The organism is Bacillus sp. FSL R12-0074 (assembly GCF_038005725.1).
GTDB classification, from domain to species: domain Bacteria; phylum Bacillota; class Bacilli; order Bacillales; family Bacillaceae_G; genus Bacillus_A; species Bacillus_A mycoides.
The window spans coordinates 3,772,465-3,789,174 of record NZ_JBBOTR010000001.1 but is presented as its reverse complement, the minus strand read 5'-3'; the positions used below and the strand labels follow the sequence as shown (position 1 = coordinate 3,789,174).

The following is a 16,710-nucleotide window of genomic DNA, read 5'->3' as shown; positions in this document are numbered from 1 at the left end:
AACAGGGGAGGATGGGACCATGAATATCCATGAGTACCAAGGTAAGGCAGTCCTTAGAAGCTATGGGGTTAGCGTTCCGAACGGGAAGGTTGCATTTACAGTAGAAGAAGCTGTAGAAGCAGCGAAAGAATTAGGAACGGAAGTATGTGTAGTTAAAGCGCAAATTCACGCTGGTGGACGCGGCAAAGCTGGCGGTGTAAAAGTTGCGAAAAATTTAGAAGAAGTTCGTACATATGCAGAAAGCATTTTAGGAACTACACTTGTGACGCATCAAACAGGTCCTGAAGGTAAGGAAGTAAAACGCTTACTTATCGAAGAAGGTTGCGATATTAAAAAAGAATATTATGTAGGTCTTGTATTAGATCGTGCAACTTCTCAAGTTGTTTTAATGGCATCTGAAGAAGGTGGAACAGAAATTGAAGAAGTAGCAGAAAAAACGCCTGAAAAAATCTTTAAAGAATATATTGATCCAGCAGTAGGTTTACAAGGTTTCCAAGCGCGTAGAATCGCGTTTAACATCAATATTCCAAAAGAACTTGTAGGACAAGCTGTGAAGTTTATGATGGGCTTATACAGTGCGTTTATCGAAAAAGATTGCTCTATCGCTGAGATTAATCCACTTGTTACAACAGGTGACGGTAAAGTTATGGCGTTAGATGCAAAATTAAACTTTGATTCTAATGCGTTATATCGCAATAAAGACATTTTAGAACTTCGTGATCTTGAAGAAGAAGATTCAAAAGAAATTGAAGCTTCTAAATATGACTTAAACTACATTCCTTTAGATGGAAATATCGGTTGTATGGTTAATGGTGCAGGTTTAGCAATGGCTACAATGGATATCATTAAACATTACCATGGTGACCCGGCTAACTTCTTAGATGTTGGTGGCGGCGCAACAGCTGAAAAAGTTACAGAAGCATTCAAAATTATCCTTTCTGACAAAAATGTAAAGGGTATCTTCGTTAACATTTTTGGTGGCATTATGAAGTGTGATGTTATCGCAGAAGGTGTTATTGAAGCGACGAAGCAGGTAGGTCTTGAGTTGCCTTTAGTTGTACGTCTTGAAGGTACAAACGTAGAGCTAGGAAAGAAAATTTTAAATGAGTCTGGTTTAAATATTGTTGCAGCAGAATCTATGGCAGACGGTGCACAAAAAATTGTTTCACTAGTGGGCTAATAGAAAGCGGGGGAGAAAAATGAGCGTATTAGTTAATAAAGATACAAAAGTTATTGTTCAAGGTATTACAGGTTCTCAAGGGTTATTCCATACAAAGCAAATGATTGAATACGGTACGAAAATTGTAGGTGGTGTAACACCAGGTAAAGGTGGCACTGATATTGAAGGCGTACCAGTATTTGATACAGTAGAAGATGCTGTGAAAGCAACAGGCGCAAACGCTTCAGTTGTATACGTTCCACCCGCTTTTGCGGCTGATGCAATTATGGAAGCAGTTGATGCAAAGATTGATTTAGTAGTATGTATTACTGAAGGAATCCCTGTATTAGATATGGTAAATGTAAAGAGATATATGGCGGGTAAACATACACGTTTACTTGGACCAAACTGCCCTGGTGTCATTACACCTGACGAATGTAAAATTGGTATTATGCCAGGATATATTCACAAAAAAGGTCATGTTGGTATCGTATCTCGCTCTGGTACATTAACGTATGAAGCTGTACATCAGTTAACGCAAGAAGGTATTGGCCAATCTACTGCTGTAGGTATCGGGGGAGACCCTGTTAACGGTACGGACTTTATTGATGCGTTAAAAGCATTTAATGAAGATGAAGAAACGCATGCTGTAATTATGATTGGTGAAATCGGCGGTACGGCAGAAGAAGAAGCAGCAGAATGGGTACAAGCTAATATGACAAAACCAGTTGTAGGCTTCATTGGTGGTCAAACAGCGCCTGAAGGCAAACGTATGGGTCATGCTGGGGCGATCATTTCTGGCGGCAAAGGAACTGCTGCTGAAAAGATTAAAACAATGGAAGCTTGTGGTATTAAAGTAGCGGAAACACCAGCTGTTATGGGTGAAACATTAATCTCTGTTTTAAAAGAAAAGGGATTATTTGAGACTTGTAAAAACTACTAATCTTTTTGAAAGACACCTTCTTATTAGAGGGTGTCTTTTTACACATTTTTTGTTTACATAATAAAAATTATGGGTAAGGAGAATTGAGATGAAAAGAGAACGTTTATTGCACCTTCATTACATGTTGGCGGATCATTGGAAGGCGATGGAGAGACTACTATATGTTGATCCAGAACTGAAGGGAATATACACTTTTAGTCCGAAACAATTTGAATATTACGCTGGAATATCCTCGAAAAAATCTTTAGAACTAGTAAATTTTCTTCAAATTTCAAATCTCCAACAATATGTATCCCAGTTAGAAAAAAAGAGAATATTTTATATAACAATATGGGATAAGGACTATCCACAATTACTGCGAGAAATACAAGATCCCCCTTTTGTTTTATACGGAAAAGGAGAAAGAGATTTTCTAAATAAAGTAAATAAATTAGCGATTGTTGGAACGAGAGAACCGTCTTTATATGGAAAGGAGAGTATGAAGTTTATTTTACAACCTTTACTTGAAAAAGAATGGCTTATTGTTAGTGGGTTTGCAAGAGGGATAGATACAATTGCTCATGAAGTTACAGTAAGGCAGCATTGCCCGACCATTGCAATATTAGGACACGGATTATCTTATATGTATCCAAAGGAGAATAGAGGTTTATATGACACGTGGAAAGATTATATATTGTTATTGACAGAGTATCCGCCCCATTATGTGCCGAAAAAATGGTATTTCCCAAAAAGAAATCGAATTATTAGCGGTATAAGTAAAGGTGTTTTAGTTGTAGAAGCAAAAATGAGAAGTGGATCCCTTATTACTGCAGACCTTGCGCTAGAACAAAATAGAGAGGTGTTTGCGCTTCCTGGACCTATATTTATAGAGAGTGCAGCAGGAACGAATCATCTAATTCAACAAGGCGCCAAGCTAGTAAGAAATGCGGAGGATATCCTTGAAGAAATTTTAAATTAACCATATATTTTTATGTTTTTATTAAACAATTATTGACAAATGGTAGATTGTCGCTGTATGGTATATTCATTCTTGATTGACAAAAACAAGAGAAATCAATAAGATTGATGAAGACTTGAATCCACCTCTTAAGGAGGCACTAGCATGTCAGATTACCTCGTAATCGTGGAGTCGCCTTCTAAGGCGAAGACCATTGAAAAATATTTAGGGAAAAAATACAAAGTCGTCGCGTCCATGGGACATGTCCGCGATTTACCTAAAAGCCAAATGGGGATAGAAGTAAAGAATAACTTCACTCCGAAGTATATTACCATTCGTGGTAAGGGTCCCGTTTTAAAAGATTTAAAATCAGCGGCAAAAAAAGCAAAGAAAGTCTATCTCGCGGCCGATCCGGATCGTGAAGGAGAAGCAATTGCTTGGCATTTAGCAAATACGTTAAATGTGGACGTTGAATCAGATTGCCGAGTTGTATTTAATGAGATTACAAAAGATGCAATAAAAGAATCATTTAAATATCCTCGTGCAATTAATATGGATTTAGTAGATGCACAACAGGCAAGGCGTATACTCGATCGTCTTGTTGGTTACAATATTAGTCCTTTATTATGGAAGAAAGTAAAAAAAGGATTAAGTGCAGGACGCGTACAATCTGTAGCAGTTCGTTTAATCATCGAACGTGAAAAAGAAATTCAAAGTTTTGAACCTGAAGAATTCTGGACAATTAAAACAGAATTTGTGAAAGGGAAAGACACATTTGAAGCAAGCTTTTACGGTGTAGATGGTGAAAAAGTTCAATTAACGAACGAAGCACAAGTGAACGAAATAATCGAAAAGATGAAAGACAATGCGTTTTCGGTTGAAAATGTAACGCGAAAAGAGCGAAAGCGTAACCCTGCATTACCGTTTACAACATCTTCCTTGCAACAAGAGGCAGCGCGTAAGTTAAATATGCGAGCAAAGAAAACAATGATGCTTGCACAGCAGCTGTATGAAGGGATAGATCTTGGAAAACAAGGGACTGTAGGTCTTATTACGTATATGAGAACTGATTCAACACGTATCTCAGAAACAGCTCAAACAGAGGCTCGTGATTACATTACTGAGGCGTTTGGTGCGGAATACATAGGAACAGAGAAGAGGAAAGAAACGAAAAAGTCGAAAGCACAAGATGCGCATGAGGCGATTCGTCCTACTTCGGTAATGAGAAAGCCAGAGGAACTAAAAAGTTTCTTAAGTCGTGATCAACTCCGTTTGTATAAACTGATTTGGGAGCGATTTGTTGCAAGTCAAATGGCATCTGCTATAATGGATACTGTTACAGCGAAACTCATTAATAACAATGTTCAGTTCCGTGCAAGTGGATCAGTTGTAAAGTTCCCAGGATTTATGAAAGTGTACGTAGAGTCGAAAGATGATGGTGCGGAAGAAAAGGATAAGATGTTGCCACCGTTAGAAGTAGGTGAAACTGTATTTTCAAAAGATATAGAACCAAAGCAACATTACACACAGCCTCCGCCGCGTTACACAGAGGCTCGTCTAGTAAGAACACTTGAAGAGCTTGGGATTGGGAGACCGTCTACTTATGTACCGACACTTGAAACAATCCAAAAACGAGGATACGTTGCTTTAGATAATAAACGCTTCGTTCCGACTGAGCTTGGTGGAATAGTAATCGAACTTATTTTAGAGTTTTTCCCAGAAATTATTAACATTGAATTTACTGCCAATATGGAGCAAAGCCTTGATGAAGTAGAAGAAGGAAATGCAAATTGGGTGAAAATTGTTGATGATTTCTACGTAGGATTTGAACCGCGCTTAGAAAAAGCGGAAAAAGAAATGCGTGAAGTGGAAATTAAAGATGAACCAGCTGGGGAAGACTGTGAATTATGTAGTCACCCGATGGTCTTTAAAATGGGTAAATATGGGAAGTTTATGGCTTGTTCAAATTTCCCGGAATGTCGTAATACAAAACCGATTGTAAAAGAAATCGGTGTTACTTGTCCGAAGTGTGATAAAGGGCAAATTATTGAACGCCGTAGTAATAAAAAGAAACGCCTTTTCTACGGATGCGGTACGTATCCAGAATGTGACTTTGTATCTTGGGATAAGCCGATTGGTCGTAAATGTCCGAAGTGTGAAGGTATGCTCGTAGAGAAAAAGTTAAAAAAAGGCGTGCAAGTACAATGTATTTCGTGTGATTATGAAGAAGAACAACAAATGTGAGCGTAACTGCTCACATTTTTTTCGGGAAGAAAAGGAAAGGTGATATATATGACAACACAAGTAGTAAACGTCATTGGCGCAGGTCTTGCAGGAAGCGAAGCAGCTTACCAAATTGCAAAGCGTGGTGTCCAAGTAAAATTATATGAAATGAGACCAGTAAGGCAAACACCAGCTCATCATACAGATAAATTTGCTGAATTAGTATGTAGTAACTCACTTCGCGCAAACACATTGACAAATGCTGTTGGTGTTATTAAAGAAGAAATGCGTCTAATGGATTCTGTCATTATTCGTGCAGCTGATGAGTGCTCTGTACCAGCAGGAGGTGCCTTAGCTGTAGACCGTCATGAATTCGCGGCGAAAGTGACTGAATATGTGAAAAATCATCCGAACGTAACTGTAATGAATGAGGAAATCACTGAAATTCCAGAGGGACCAACTGTTATTGCGACAGGTCCACTTACGTCTCCGGATCTTTCTGCACAATTAAAAAAACTAACAGGTGAAGATTATTTTTATTTCTATGATGCTGCAGCGCCAATCGTTGAGAAAGACAGCATTGACATGAATAAAGTATATTTAAAATCCCGTTATGATAAAGGTGAAGCGGCATATTTAAACTGTCCAATGACAGAAGAAGAGTTTGATCGTTTTTATGAGGCTTTAATTGCTGCTGAGACAGTGCCTTTAAAAGAATTTGAAAAAGAAATTTTCTTTGAAGGTTGTATGCCAGTAGAAGTTATGGCAAGTAGAGGAAGACAGACGTTAGTATTTGGACCGATGAAGCCTGTTGGGTTAGAAGATCCGAAAACAGGGAAAACACCGTATGCGGTTGTTCAGTTACGTCAAGATGATGCAGCAGGAACATTATACAATATTGTAGGCTTCCAAACACATTTAAAGTGGGGGCCACAAAAAGAAGTGTTACAGCTAATTCCAGGACTAGAAAACGCAGAGATTGTACGTTATGGTGTAATGCATCGTAATACGTTTATTAATTCGCCTAATTTACTTCGTCCAACATATCAATATAAACAACGTGATGATTTATTCTTCGCTGGTCAAATGACTGGTGTAGAGGGTTATGTTGAATCAGCAGCATCAGGATTATTAGCGGGTATTAACGCTGCTCGACTTGTACAAGGTGAAGAGCCAGTTGTATTACCACCTGTAACTGCAATGGGAAGTATGGCAAATTATATTACTGCGACAAATGCGAAAAACTTCCAGCCAATGAATGCAAACTTCGGTTTATTTACACCGTTAGATAAGAAAATTAAAAAGAAACAAGAGCGAAATGAAGCATATGCTACACGCGCTTTGGAAACAATTCAAAATTTTGTAAATATTTAATTAAATTTCTTGCAAAGGCTACTAAGTTGTGATACGATTTAGTAGCCTTTATTGAGGTGAATTATATGGATGTGAATGTGAAGAAATTGTTACAATTATTCGTTGGATATTTACAAATTGAAAGAAATTATTCAAAATATACAATTGCAAGTTATCAAAATGATTTAGAACATTTTGTGCAATTTATGGAGCGAGAAGGCATATCCTCTTTTTTAGATGTTACATACGCGGATGTTCGTTTATACTTGACGACGTTGCACGATCAGAAGTTAGCCCGTAAATCTGTCGCAAGGAAAGTATCAAGCTTACGAAGTTTATATCGTTTTTTGATGCGTGAAGGTTATCAAAAAGATAATCCGTTTGCACTTGCGTCACTTCCCAAGAAAGAATTGTCAATCCCAAAGTTTTTATATGCTGAAGAGTTAGAGGAATTGTTTGAAGTTTCTGATACAGGGGCACCATTAGGTCAAAGGAATCAAGCTTTATTAGAGTTGATGTATGCAACTGGGATTCGTGTAAGCGAATGCGTTAATTTGCAACTTACCGACATTGACTTTGCAGTGGGAACAATTTTAGTGATGGGAAAAGGGAAAAAACAAAGATATATTCCGTTCGGAAGCTATGCACAAGATGCTTTAATTACTTATATAGAGAACGGGAGAAAACAGTTAGCTCAAAAGACTGAAGAACAATCTCATATGGTATTTTTAAATGCGAAAGGTAAGCCGTTAACAGATCAGGGTGTACGTTATGTTTTGAACGAACTCATTAAGAAAGCTTCACTTACAATGCGGATAAGTCCCCATATGTTAAGGCATACATTTGCTACACATATGTTGGATGAAGGAGCGGATTTACGTACTGTGCAGGAGTTATTAGGTCATGAGAATTTGTCAACCACACAAATTTATACGCATGTCTCTAAAGAAAGATTGCGTTCTGTGTACATGAAGCATCACCCGCGGGCATAAATTGCTTTTAAGGCTATAAAAACATATAAAGGAGTTTTTTCTATGGGAAATTTCCACGCTACAACGATATTTGCAGTTCATCATAATGGAGAATGTGCAATGGCTGGAGATGGTCAGGTAACGATGGGGAATGCTGTTGTAATGAAACATACAGCTCGCAAAGTTCGCAAACTTTTCCAAGGGAAAGTTTTAGCTGGTTTTGCAGGATCAGTTGCTGATGCATTTACTCTTTTTGAAATGTTTGAAGGGAAATTAGAAGAGTATAATGGCAACTTGCAGCGCGCTGCAGTTGAGATGGCGAAACAATGGCGTGGTGATAAAATGCTACGTCAGCTAGAAGCAATGCTCATTGTCATGGATAAAACAACGATGCTCCTTGTTTCAGGTACAGGAGAAGTGATTGAACCAGATGATGGTATTTTAGCAATTGGTTCAGGCGGACATTATGCACTTGCTGCCGGTCGTGCTTTAAAGCAACATGCAAGTGAACATTTAACAGCGAAACAAATTGCGAAGGCCAGTTTAGAAATTGCAGGCGATATTTGTGTTTATACGAACCACAACATAATTGTTGAAGAATTGTAGAATCGTAAGGGAGGCATTTTATATGCATTTACATTTTACTCCGCGTCAAATTGTGGAAAAATTAGATCAATACATCATCGGTCAAAAAGATGCAAAGAAAGCGGTTGCTGTAGCTCTACGAAATCGATACCGTCGCAGTAAATTAGTTGAAAATTTACGTGATGAAATTGCACCTAAAAACATTTTAATGATTGGACCGACAGGTGTTGGTAAAACAGAGGTAGCACGGCGAATGGCGAAACTCGTTGGAGCACCTTTTATTAAGGTTGAAGCGACGAAATTTACAGAAGTTGGATATGTGGGTCGAGATGTAGAGTCGATGGTCCGCGACCTTGTTGAAACATCTGTTCGTATTGTGAAAGAGGAAATGGTAGTTAAAGTTCAAGATAAAGCAGAAGAGCAAGCGAATCAACGTCTTGTTGAAATTTTAGTGCCGAGTCCGGAGAAACAATCTGGATTTAAAAATCCATTAGAAATGCTTTTTGGTGGTAATCAAAATTCAAACCAAACATCTGATGCACAGGAAGATGATGAAATCGAAAAGAAACGTCAAGATGTGGAAAGAAAGCTTGCGGCAGGCCTTCTTGAAGATGAAGTGATATCGATCGAAGTGACGGAACAACAGTCTTCTATGTTTGATATGTTGCAAGGAACTGGCATGGAGCAAATGGGAATGAATTTCCAAGATGCACTAGGAAGTATCATGCCGAAAAAAACGAAAAAACGTAAACTTTCTGTAAAAGAAGCAAGAAAACTCTTGACAAATGAAGAGGCACAGCGCTTAATTGATATGGATGAAGTTACACAAGAGGCTGTTTATCGTGCTGAACAGCTCGGGATTATTTTTATCGATGAAATTGACAAAATTGCTGGTAAGCAGTCGAATAGCGTAGATGTATCGCGTGAAGGTGTGCAACGTGACATTTTACCGATTGTAGAAGGATCGAATGTAGCAACGAAATACGGATCAGTAAAAACGGATTATATTTTATTTGTTGCAGCTGGAGCGTTCCATATGTCTAAACCGTCGGATTTAATTCCGGAATTGCAAGGGAGATTTCCGATTCGAGTAGAATTAACAAAATTATCGGCGGATGATTTTGTTAAAATATTAATCGAGCCTGACAATGCGCTAATTAAACAGTACACGGCGTTATTAGCGACTGAAGGTATAGAAATTGAATTTTCAGACGAAGCTATTCGTAAGATTGCTGAGATTGCTTATCAAGTTAATCAGGATACAGATAATATTGGAGCGAGAAGACTTCATACTGTTATGGAGAAGCTCCTTGAAGATTTATCGTTTGAGGCATCTGAAATTACGTTAGAGAAAATAACGATAACACCTCAATATGTTGAGGAAAAATTAGCGACAATAGCTAAAAATAAAGATGTGAGCCAGTTTATTTTGTAATAGTGTCATCAGGTGACTCGCCCTAGTTTCCAAGTGATGAAAAAATATGTAAGTAACATGTAGGAGGAAATTTTGAAATGGAATTATTAGCAAAAACGAGAAAATTAAATGCGTTATTACAGAGCGCAGCAGGAAAGCCTGTAAACTTTAGAGAGATGTCTGACACAATGTGTGAAGTAATTGAAGCGAACGTGTTCGTTGTAAGTCGTCGCGGTAAATTATTAGGATATGCGATTCACCAACAAATCGAAAACGAACGTATGAAGCACATGCTTGCAGAGCGTCAATTCCCAGAAGAGTATACGCAAAGTTTATTCAATGTTACAGAAACATCTTCAAATTTAGGTGTGGATAGTGACTACACAGCATTCCCAGTAGAAAATAGAGAATTATTCGGTCAAGGTTTAACTACAATCGTACCAATCGTTGGTGGCGGTGAGCGTCTAGGTACACTAGTATTAGCTCGTCTTGGTCAAGAGTTCTTAGACGATGATTTAATTCTTGCTGAATACAGCTCAACTGTTGTAGGTATGGAAATCTTACGTGAAAAAGCAGAAGAAATCGAAGAGGAAGCACGTAGTAAAGCTGTTGTTCAAATGGCGATTAGCTCATTATCTTACAGTGAGTTAGAAGCAATCGAGCATATCTTCGAAGAATTAAATGGAACAGAAGGTTTACTTGTTGCAAGTAAAATTGCTGATCGCGTAGGAATTACTCGTTCGGTAATCGTAAATGCACTACGTAAATTAGAAAGTGCTGGTGTTATTGAGTCTCGCTCTTTAGGTATGAAAGGAACATACATTAAAGTGCTAAACGACAAGTTTCTACAGGAACTTGCTAAATTAAAAACAAACTAATTTATAAAAAAACTCTCCTCAAGCGAGGAGAGTTTTTTGTTTTTTTAAGTGAATGATTTTGCTTACGTAAGGCGTCATGACAACATTCATTAGAAAACTATTAATTAACCTTCAATTCCTTGCTTAAAGGAATTGAAGGTTGGTAATACTAGGATTTGAGCGTGAAAAAAAGAAAGTTTTACATTGTTCGCATTTTCGACTTGATTGTAATATTTCAGTATGATATAGTAAGCAGTGGTGTCAGTACAAAGTACACACGTTTACTGATTTAAGTGTTGGTGCTACGTTCGTAGTTTCGCTTAGAGATGAAGTAAACGGAGGATATCAAAAAAACCATTTAGGAGGAACTAAATTATGTCAGTAATTTCTATGAAACAATTGCTTGAAGCTGGTGTTCATTTCGGACATCAAACTCGTCGTTGGAACCCAAAAATGAAGCGTTACATCTTCACAGAGCGTAACGGTATCTACATCATCGACTTACAAAAAACTGTGAAAAAAGTTGAGGAAGCTTACAGAACGATGCGTGACATCGCTGCTGAAGGTGGAGACATTTTATTCGTAGGTACTAAAAAACAAGCACAAGAAGCTATTAAAGAAGAAGCAACTCGTGCTGGTATGTACTTCGTTAACCAACGTTGGTTAGGTGGAACTTTAACAAACTTCCAAACAATCCAAAAGCGTATCAAGCGTCTTAAAGATATCGAAAGAATGCAAGAAGATGGTACTTTCGAAGTACTTCCTAAGAAAGAAGTTGTTCAACTTAAAAAAGAGTTAGAGCGTCTTGAGAAATTCTTAGGCGGTATTAAAGATATGAAAGGTCTTCCAAGTGCATTATTCATAGTAGACCCTCGTAAAGAGCGTATTGCAGTTGCTGAAGCACGCAAATTACACATTCCAATCATCGGTATCGTTGATACAAACTGTGATCCGGACGAAATCGATCACGTTATTCCAGCAAACGATGATGCAATTCGTGCTGTAAAACTTCTTACATCTAAAATGGCAGACGCGATCCTTGAAACAAAACAAGGTGAAGAAACTGTTACTGCGTAACAAATTTGGAAAGGTGATAAGGGGTTCGGCCTTTTATCACCTTTTTTAAGGTATAAACACCTTTATAAAAGGTATAAATACATATTTTAGGAGGATGAAAAATATGGCAATCACTGCACAAATGGTAAAAGAACTTCGCGAAAAAACTGGCGCAGGTATGATGGACTGCAAAAAAGCTTTAACAGAAACTAACGGCGACATGGAGAAAGCAATTGACTTCTTACGTGAAAAAGGTATTGCGAAAGCTGCTAAAAAAGCAGACCGCATCGCTGCTGAAGGTTTAACTTTCATCGAAACAAACGGTAACGAAGGTTTAATCTTAGAATTAAACTCTGAGACTGATTTCGTTGCGAAAAACGAAGGTTTCCAAGCGTTAATTAAAGAATTAGCTGCTCACTTATTAGCTAACAAACCTGCTAACGTTGAAGAAGCTATGGCTCAAACAATCGAAGGCGGCAAAACAGTAGAAGAGCACATCAACGAAGCAATCGCTAAAATTGGTGAAAAACTTACACTTCGTCGTTTCGAAATCGTATCAAAAACTGATGCTGATGCATTCGGCGCTTACCTACACATGGGTGGACGTATTGGTGTATTAACAGTTCTTGAAGGTTCTACTGACGAAGCAGCTGCTAAAGATGTAGCAATGCACATCGCAGCAGTTAACCCTAAATACATCGACCGCGATGCTGTAACAGCTGAAGAAGTTGAGCATGAGCGTCAAGTATTAACACAACAAGCTTTAAACGAAGGCAAGCCTGAAAAAATCGTTGCGAAAATGGTAGAAGGCCGTCTTGGCAAATTCTTTGAAGAGATTTGCTTACTTGACCAAACATTCGTTAAGAATCCTGACATGAAAGTTCGTCAATTCGTTGAGTCTAAAGGCGGAACATTAAAAGGATTCGTTCGCTACGCTGTTGGTGAAGGTATCGAAAAACGCGAAGACAACTTTGCTGAAGAAGTAATGAACCAAGTAAAAGGTAACAACTAATACAGATTAGGGAACACATTGTGTTCCCTTTTTTAAAATAAAGATGTAAGCAATTGGAGGTTCATTATGAGTAAACCGAAATATAATCGTGTCGTTTTAAAGCTGAGCGGAGAAGCTTTAGCTGGCGAGCAAGGATTTGGAATTAACCCAGCTGTTATTAAGTCAGTTGCGGAACAAGTGAAAGAAATTGCAGAACTTGATGTAGAGGTTGCTGTTGTTGTTGGTGGCGGTAACATTTGGCGTGGGAAAATTGGAAGCGAAATGGGCATGGATCGTGCAGGAGCAGATTACATGGGCATGTTAGCAACAGTTATGAATTCATTAGCTCTTCAAGATAGCTTAGAGAATATTGGAATTCAAACTCGCGTACAAACTTCAATTGAGATGCGTCAAGTGGCAGAGCCTTACATTCGTCGTAAAGCAATCCGTCACTTAGAGAAAAAACGTGTTGTTATCTTTGCTGCAGGTACAGGTAACCCATACTTCTCTACAGATACAACAGCAGCATTACGTGCAGCTGAAATCGAAGCGGACGTTATTTTAATGGCGAAAAATAATGTGGATGGCGTATATAGTGCAGATCCATCTATTGACCCAACAGCTACGAAATACGAAACACTTACTTACTTAGATGTATTAAAAGCAGGTTTAGGTGTAATGGATTCTACAGCTTCTTCTTTATGTATGGATAATGATATTTCATTAATTGTATTCTCGGTTATGGAAAAAGGTAACATTAAACGTGCCGTTTTAGGCGAAAATATTGGAACAGTTGTAAGGGGGAAATAAATTATGGGACAACAAGTATTGAAGTCTTCAAATGAAAAAATGGAAAAAGCAGTTGCTGCTTATTCTCGTGAATTAGCAACAGTTCGCGCTGGTCGTGCAAGCTCGTCTGTATTAGATAAGGTACAAGTTGATTACTATGGTGCACCAACACCAGTTGTGCAATTAGCGAACATTACAGTTCCAGAAGCACGTTTGCTTGTAATTCAACCTTATGATAAAACTTCTATCGGTGATATTGAAAAAGCAATTTTAAAAGCAGATTTAGGCTTAAACCCTTCTAATGATGGAACTGTAATTCGTATTGCATTCCCTGCATTAACAGAAGAGCGTCGTCGCGATCTTGTAAAAGTTGTGAAGAAATATGCTGAGGAAGCAAAAGTTGCTGTTCGTAACGTACGTCGTGACAGTAATGATGACCTTAAGAAGCTTGAAAAAGCTGGCGACATTACAGAAGATGATTTAAGAGGATATACTGAAGATATCCAAAAAGAAACAGATAAATATATTGCAAAAGTTGACGAAATCGCAAAAAACAAAGAAAAAGAAATTATGGAAGTGTAATAGCGATAATTTCGCAAATATGACCCTCTTCTTAAGGGGGTCTTTTTACACTTTTAGGCATACGTCTGCTTGTTGGAGGGTATGAATGATGTTTAAAAAGTTTCCTTTTTTTAAAAGTAAAAAGGTCACATCGTTTGATCATCTCATTGAAAAAGTGAAAAAAGGATATATCCCAGAACATATTGCTATTATTATGGATGGTAATGGAAGATGGGCAAAGAGAAGAGCCATGCCTCGCATTGCTGGTCATCATGAAGGTATGCAAGTTGTGAAGAAAATCACAAAATTTGCAAGTAAGCTTGATGTGAAAGTATTAACTCTTTATGCTTTTTCGACTGAGAACTGGAAAAGACCGAAAAAAGAAGTTGATTATTTGATGAAGCTTCCAGAAGAATTTTTAGGTGCATTTTTACCAGAGTTGATTGAAGAAAACGTACAAGTCCGAGTAATAGGGCAAAAAGATCGTCTTCCTACGCATACGCGCAGAGCGATGGAAAAAGCCATGGAAGATACGAAAGAGAATACGGGATTAATTCTTAATTTCGCGTTAAACTATGGAAGTCGAGATGAAATCGTTTCTGCTGTGCAACATATGATGAAAGATAGTGAGGAAGGAAAAATTCGTTCGGAAGAAATAAGTGAAGAAAAGATTTCTTCTTACTTAATGACGAGTTCTTTACCTGATCCAGAGTTGTTAATCCGTACAAGCGGAGAGCTACGTATTAGTAATTTCATGTTATGGCAAATTGCTTATTCGGAATTTTGGTTTACAGATGTGTATTGGCCAGATTTTACCGAGGAACATTTGCTAAATGCGATTACAGACTTTCAACATAGAGGGCGCAGATTCGGAGGCGTGTAGAAAGAGAGGGTTTGGTAGTGAAACAGAGAATTATTACTGGAGTGATTGCTGCCGCGCTATTCATTCCCATCGTAATTTACGGTGGCGTGCCTTTTACAGTTTTAGTGTATGCACTTGCTTCTATAGGTTTATATGAATTAATTCGTATGAACAAGCTTACGCTTATTTCGGTACCAACAGTTTTAGCTGCAGTATTATTGTGGATTATTTTAATTCCGAGTAGTGCATCAGAACTGTTTACGTGGATTGGGTTAGGTAAATTAGAAATCACATTTGTGATTGTTTTATTACTTTTATCATATACAGTCCTTTCTAAGAATACATTTACTTTTGACAATGCTTCATTTTTACTTATGGCAACGACATATGTTGGAATGGGATTCTTATATTTAAATGAAACGAGAATATTAGGAATCAAATATGTGTTCTGTGCACTATTTGTCATATGGGCAACTGATTCAGGTGCATATTTCATAGGGAAAGCATTTGGAAAAAGAAAATTATGGCCAGAAATTAGTCCGAATAAAACGATTGAAGGTTCATTAGGCGGTATTGTTTGTGGAATTGTTGTTGCACTTGTTTACAATATGTTCTTCCCAGTTGAAGCGAATGTAGGAGTTTTAATCGTTCTGACGATTATCATTTCTATTTTTGGACAAATTGGTGATTTAGTGCAATCTGCATTTAAACGCCATTATGGTGTAAAGGATTCAGGTACAATTTTACCTGGACATGGTGGTATTTTAGATCGAACAGATAGTTGGTTATTTGTGTTACCAATTCTATACTTCTTATTACAATACAATTAATAAATGAACGAGGGGTTGGAGTCATGAAAAACATTAGTTTACTAGGTGCAAGCGGATCAATTGGTACACAAACATTAGATGTGTTACGCTCGCACCCAGACCAATTCCGTCTCGTTGCTTTTTCTGTAGGGAAAAATGTTGATTATGCAGTAAAGGTAATTCAAGAATTTTCCCCGCAAATTGTCTCTGTGCAAAGAGAGGAAGATGTTTTAAAATTACAAGCTGTTTCTGGTAATACAAAAGTAGTATATGGTAGCGAAGGCTTATTAGAAGTAGCGCTGCACCCAGATACAGAAATTGTAGTGAATGCTGTTGTAGGTAGCGTAGGGTTGTTACCGACACTCCGCGCAATTGAGGCGAAAAAAACAATTGGAATTGCAAATAAAGAAACGTTAGTAACTGCAGGGCATCTTGTAATGGAAGCAGCACGAAAACATAATGTATCGTTACTTCCAGTAGACAGTGAACATTCAGCTATTTTTCAATGCTTGAATGGTGAAAATGAAAAAAGAATCTCTCGCTTAATTATAACTGCTTCAGGCGGAAGTTTTCGTGATAAAACGAGAGATGAATTGCATCAAGTGACCGTAGAAGATGCACTTCGTCATCCAAACTGGTCAATGGGTTCGAAAATTACAATTGATTCTGCTACAATGATGAATAAGGGGCTAGAAGTAATTGAAGCACACTGGCTTTTTGGTATCCCTTATGAGCAAATCGATGTTGTTCTACATAAAGAAAGTATTATTCATTCTATGGTTGAATTTGAAGATCGTAGTGTAATGGCACAGCTTGGCTCACCTGATATGCGAGTACCGATTCAATACGCGCTTACATATCCTGATAGATTGCCTCTTTCAGACACGAAACAGTTAAATTTATGGGAAATGGGAACATTGCATTTTGAGAAAATGAATCAAGAGCGTTTCCGTTGTCTACGTTTTGCGTATGAAGCTGGAAAGACAGGTGGAAGTATGCCGGCTGTAATGAACGCGGCAAATGAAGTAGCTGTTGAAGCTTTTTTACAAAAGAGAATTGGTTTCTTAACAGTGGAAGACCTCATTGAAAAAGCAATGCACCATCACACTGTCATTGAACGTCCGAGCTTAGAGGAAATTCAGGAAATTGACGCAGCCACAAGACGGTTTGTGATGGAACAAATTTAGCAAAGGTGGTTAT

16 protein-coding genes are annotated in these 16,710 nt (G+C 37.9%); all 16 read left to right on the top strand.

Going from position 1 to position 16,710, the window contains the following annotated elements:
* Positions 1-19 precede the first annotated feature (19 nt).
* The 16 genes from sucC (at position 20) to dxr (ending at position 16,697) form a co-directional block, all read left to right on the top strand.
* Positions 20-1,180: an ADP-forming succinate--CoA ligase subunit beta gene (gene sucC, locus NSS97_RS19555; protein WP_002014529.1), complete on the top strand. Its 1,161-nt coding sequence runs from the start codon at positions 20-22 to the stop codon at positions 1,178-1,180.
* Positions 1,181-1,199: 19 nt separating this feature from the next.
* Complete coding sequence (gene sucD / locus NSS97_RS19550) at positions 1,200-2,102, top strand: succinate--CoA ligase subunit alpha (RefSeq protein WP_000115186.1); 903 nt, start codon at positions 1,200-1,202, stop codon at positions 2,100-2,102.
* A gap of 88 nt (positions 2,103-2,190) precedes the next feature.
* Positions 2,191-3,060 (top strand): DNA-processing protein DprA, encoded by an 870-nt coding sequence (dprA, locus tag NSS97_RS19545; RefSeq protein WP_107886426.1) that lies wholly within the window; start codon positions 2,191-2,193, stop codon positions 3,058-3,060.
* A 144-nt stretch (positions 3,061-3,204) separates the two neighbouring features.
* Positions 3,205-5,283 carry a type I DNA topoisomerase gene (gene topA / locus NSS97_RS19540; RefSeq protein WP_002088184.1) on the top strand — a complete coding sequence of 693 codons (2,079 nt, stop codon included), beginning with the start codon at positions 3,205-3,207 and terminating at the stop codon, positions 5,281-5,283.
* Positions 5,284-5,331: 48 nt separating this feature from the next.
* Positions 5,332-6,636 carry an FADH(2)-oxidizing methylenetetrahydrofolate--tRNA-(uracil(54)-C(5))-methyltransferase TrmFO gene (trmFO, locus tag NSS97_RS19535; protein WP_044442894.1) on the top strand — a complete coding sequence of 435 codons (1,305 nt, stop codon included), beginning with the start codon at positions 5,332-5,334 and terminating at the stop codon, positions 6,634-6,636.
* 71 nt (positions 6,637-6,707) lie between these two features.
* The gene (gene xerC, locus NSS97_RS19530) at positions 6,708-7,607 is read left to right on the top strand and encodes a tyrosine recombinase XerC (protein ID WP_078175468.1); all 900 of its coding nucleotides are present in this window, start codon (positions 6,708-6,710) and stop codon (positions 7,605-7,607) included.
* A 42-nt stretch (positions 7,608-7,649) separates the two neighbouring features.
* The gene (hslV, locus tag NSS97_RS19525) at positions 7,650-8,192 is read left to right on the top strand and encodes an ATP-dependent protease proteolytic subunit HslV (protein ID WP_002014538.1); all 543 of its coding nucleotides are present in this window, start codon (positions 7,650-7,652) and stop codon (positions 8,190-8,192) included.
* A gap of 22 nt (positions 8,193-8,214) precedes the next feature.
* Positions 8,215-9,606 carry an ATP-dependent protease ATPase subunit HslU gene (gene hslU / locus NSS97_RS19520; RefSeq protein WP_002014539.1) on the top strand — a complete coding sequence of 464 codons (1,392 nt, stop codon included), beginning with the start codon at positions 8,215-8,217 and terminating at the stop codon, positions 9,604-9,606.
* Positions 9,607-9,683: 77 nt separating this feature from the next.
* Complete coding sequence (gene codY / locus NSS97_RS19515; protein WP_002014541.1) at positions 9,684-10,463, top strand: GTP-sensing pleiotropic transcriptional regulator CodY; 780 nt, start codon at positions 9,684-9,686, stop codon at positions 10,461-10,463.
* 354 nt (positions 10,464-10,817) lie between these two features.
* Positions 10,818-11,519, top strand: coding sequence for a 30S ribosomal protein S2 (gene rpsB / locus NSS97_RS19510; RefSeq protein ID WP_002088178.1), 702 nt, complete (start codon positions 10,818-10,820; stop codon positions 11,517-11,519).
* Positions 11,520-11,622: 103 nt separating this feature from the next.
* Positions 11,623-12,510 (top strand): translation elongation factor Ts, encoded by an 888-nt coding sequence (tsf, locus tag NSS97_RS19505; protein ID WP_002088177.1) that lies wholly within the window; start codon positions 11,623-11,625, stop codon positions 12,508-12,510.
* 66 nt (positions 12,511-12,576) lie between these two features.
* Positions 12,577-13,299 carry a UMP kinase gene (gene pyrH, locus NSS97_RS19500; RefSeq protein ID WP_002014544.1) on the top strand — a complete coding sequence of 241 codons (723 nt, stop codon included), beginning with the start codon at positions 12,577-12,579 and terminating at the stop codon, positions 13,297-13,299.
* Between the two features lie 3 nt (positions 13,300-13,302).
* On the top strand, positions 13,303-13,860 hold the full coding sequence (gene frr, locus NSS97_RS19495; RefSeq protein WP_000531506.1) for a ribosome recycling factor: 558 nt from the start codon (positions 13,303-13,305) through the stop codon (positions 13,858-13,860).
* An 85-nt stretch (positions 13,861-13,945) separates the two neighbouring features.
* Positions 13,946-14,722, top strand: a complete 777-nt coding sequence (locus tag NSS97_RS19490) for an isoprenyl transferase (RefSeq protein WP_002014545.1) — start codon at positions 13,946-13,948, stop codon at positions 14,720-14,722.
* Positions 14,723-14,739: 17 nt separating this feature from the next.
* Positions 14,740-15,531 (top strand): phosphatidate cytidylyltransferase, encoded by a 792-nt coding sequence (cdsA, locus tag NSS97_RS19485; RefSeq protein ID WP_002088171.1) that lies wholly within the window; start codon positions 14,740-14,742, stop codon positions 15,529-15,531.
* A gap of 23 nt (positions 15,532-15,554) precedes the next feature.
* Positions 15,555-16,697, top strand: coding sequence for a 1-deoxy-D-xylulose-5-phosphate reductoisomerase (gene dxr / locus NSS97_RS19480; RefSeq protein ID WP_341113854.1), 1,143 nt, complete (start codon positions 15,555-15,557; stop codon positions 16,695-16,697).
* Positions 16,698-16,710 lie beyond the last annotated feature (13 nt).

Coding starts and splice junctions, on each gene's coding strand:
- tsf (WP_002088177.1), top strand. CDS start 11,623: ATGGCAATCACTGCACAAATGGTAAAAGAACTTCGCGAAAAAACTGGC.
- codY (WP_002014541.1), top strand. CDS start 9,684: ATGGAATTATTAGCAAAAACGAGAAAATTAAATGCGTTATTACAGAGC.
- pyrH (WP_002014544.1), top strand. CDS start 12,577: ATGAGTAAACCGAAATATAATCGTGTCGTTTTAAAGCTGAGCGGAGAA.
- rpsB (WP_002088178.1), top strand. CDS start 10,818: ATGTCAGTAATTTCTATGAAACAATTGCTTGAAGCTGGTGTTCATTTC.
- frr (WP_000531506.1), top strand. CDS start 13,303: ATGGGACAACAAGTATTGAAGTCTTCAAATGAAAAAATGGAAAAAGCA.
- dxr (WP_341113854.1), top strand. CDS start 15,555: ATGAAAAACATTAGTTTACTAGGTGCAAGCGGATCAATTGGTACACAA.
- dprA (WP_107886426.1), top strand. CDS start 2,191: ATGAAAAGAGAACGTTTATTGCACCTTCATTACATGTTGGCGGATCAT.
- topA (WP_002088184.1), top strand. CDS start 3,205: ATGTCAGATTACCTCGTAATCGTGGAGTCGCCTTCTAAGGCGAAGACC.
- NSS97_RS19490 (WP_002014545.1), top strand. CDS start 13,946: ATGATGTTTAAAAAGTTTCCTTTTTTTAAAAGTAAAAAGGTCACATCG.
- hslU (WP_002014539.1), top strand. CDS start 8,215: ATGCATTTACATTTTACTCCGCGTCAAATTGTGGAAAAATTAGATCAA.
- sucC (WP_002014529.1), top strand. CDS start 20: ATGAATATCCATGAGTACCAAGGTAAGGCAGTCCTTAGAAGCTATGGG.
- sucD (WP_000115186.1), top strand. CDS start 1,200: ATGAGCGTATTAGTTAATAAAGATACAAAAGTTATTGTTCAAGGTATT.
- hslV (WP_002014538.1), top strand. CDS start 7,650: ATGGGAAATTTCCACGCTACAACGATATTTGCAGTTCATCATAATGGA.
- trmFO (WP_044442894.1), top strand. CDS start 5,332: ATGACAACACAAGTAGTAAACGTCATTGGCGCAGGTCTTGCAGGAAGC.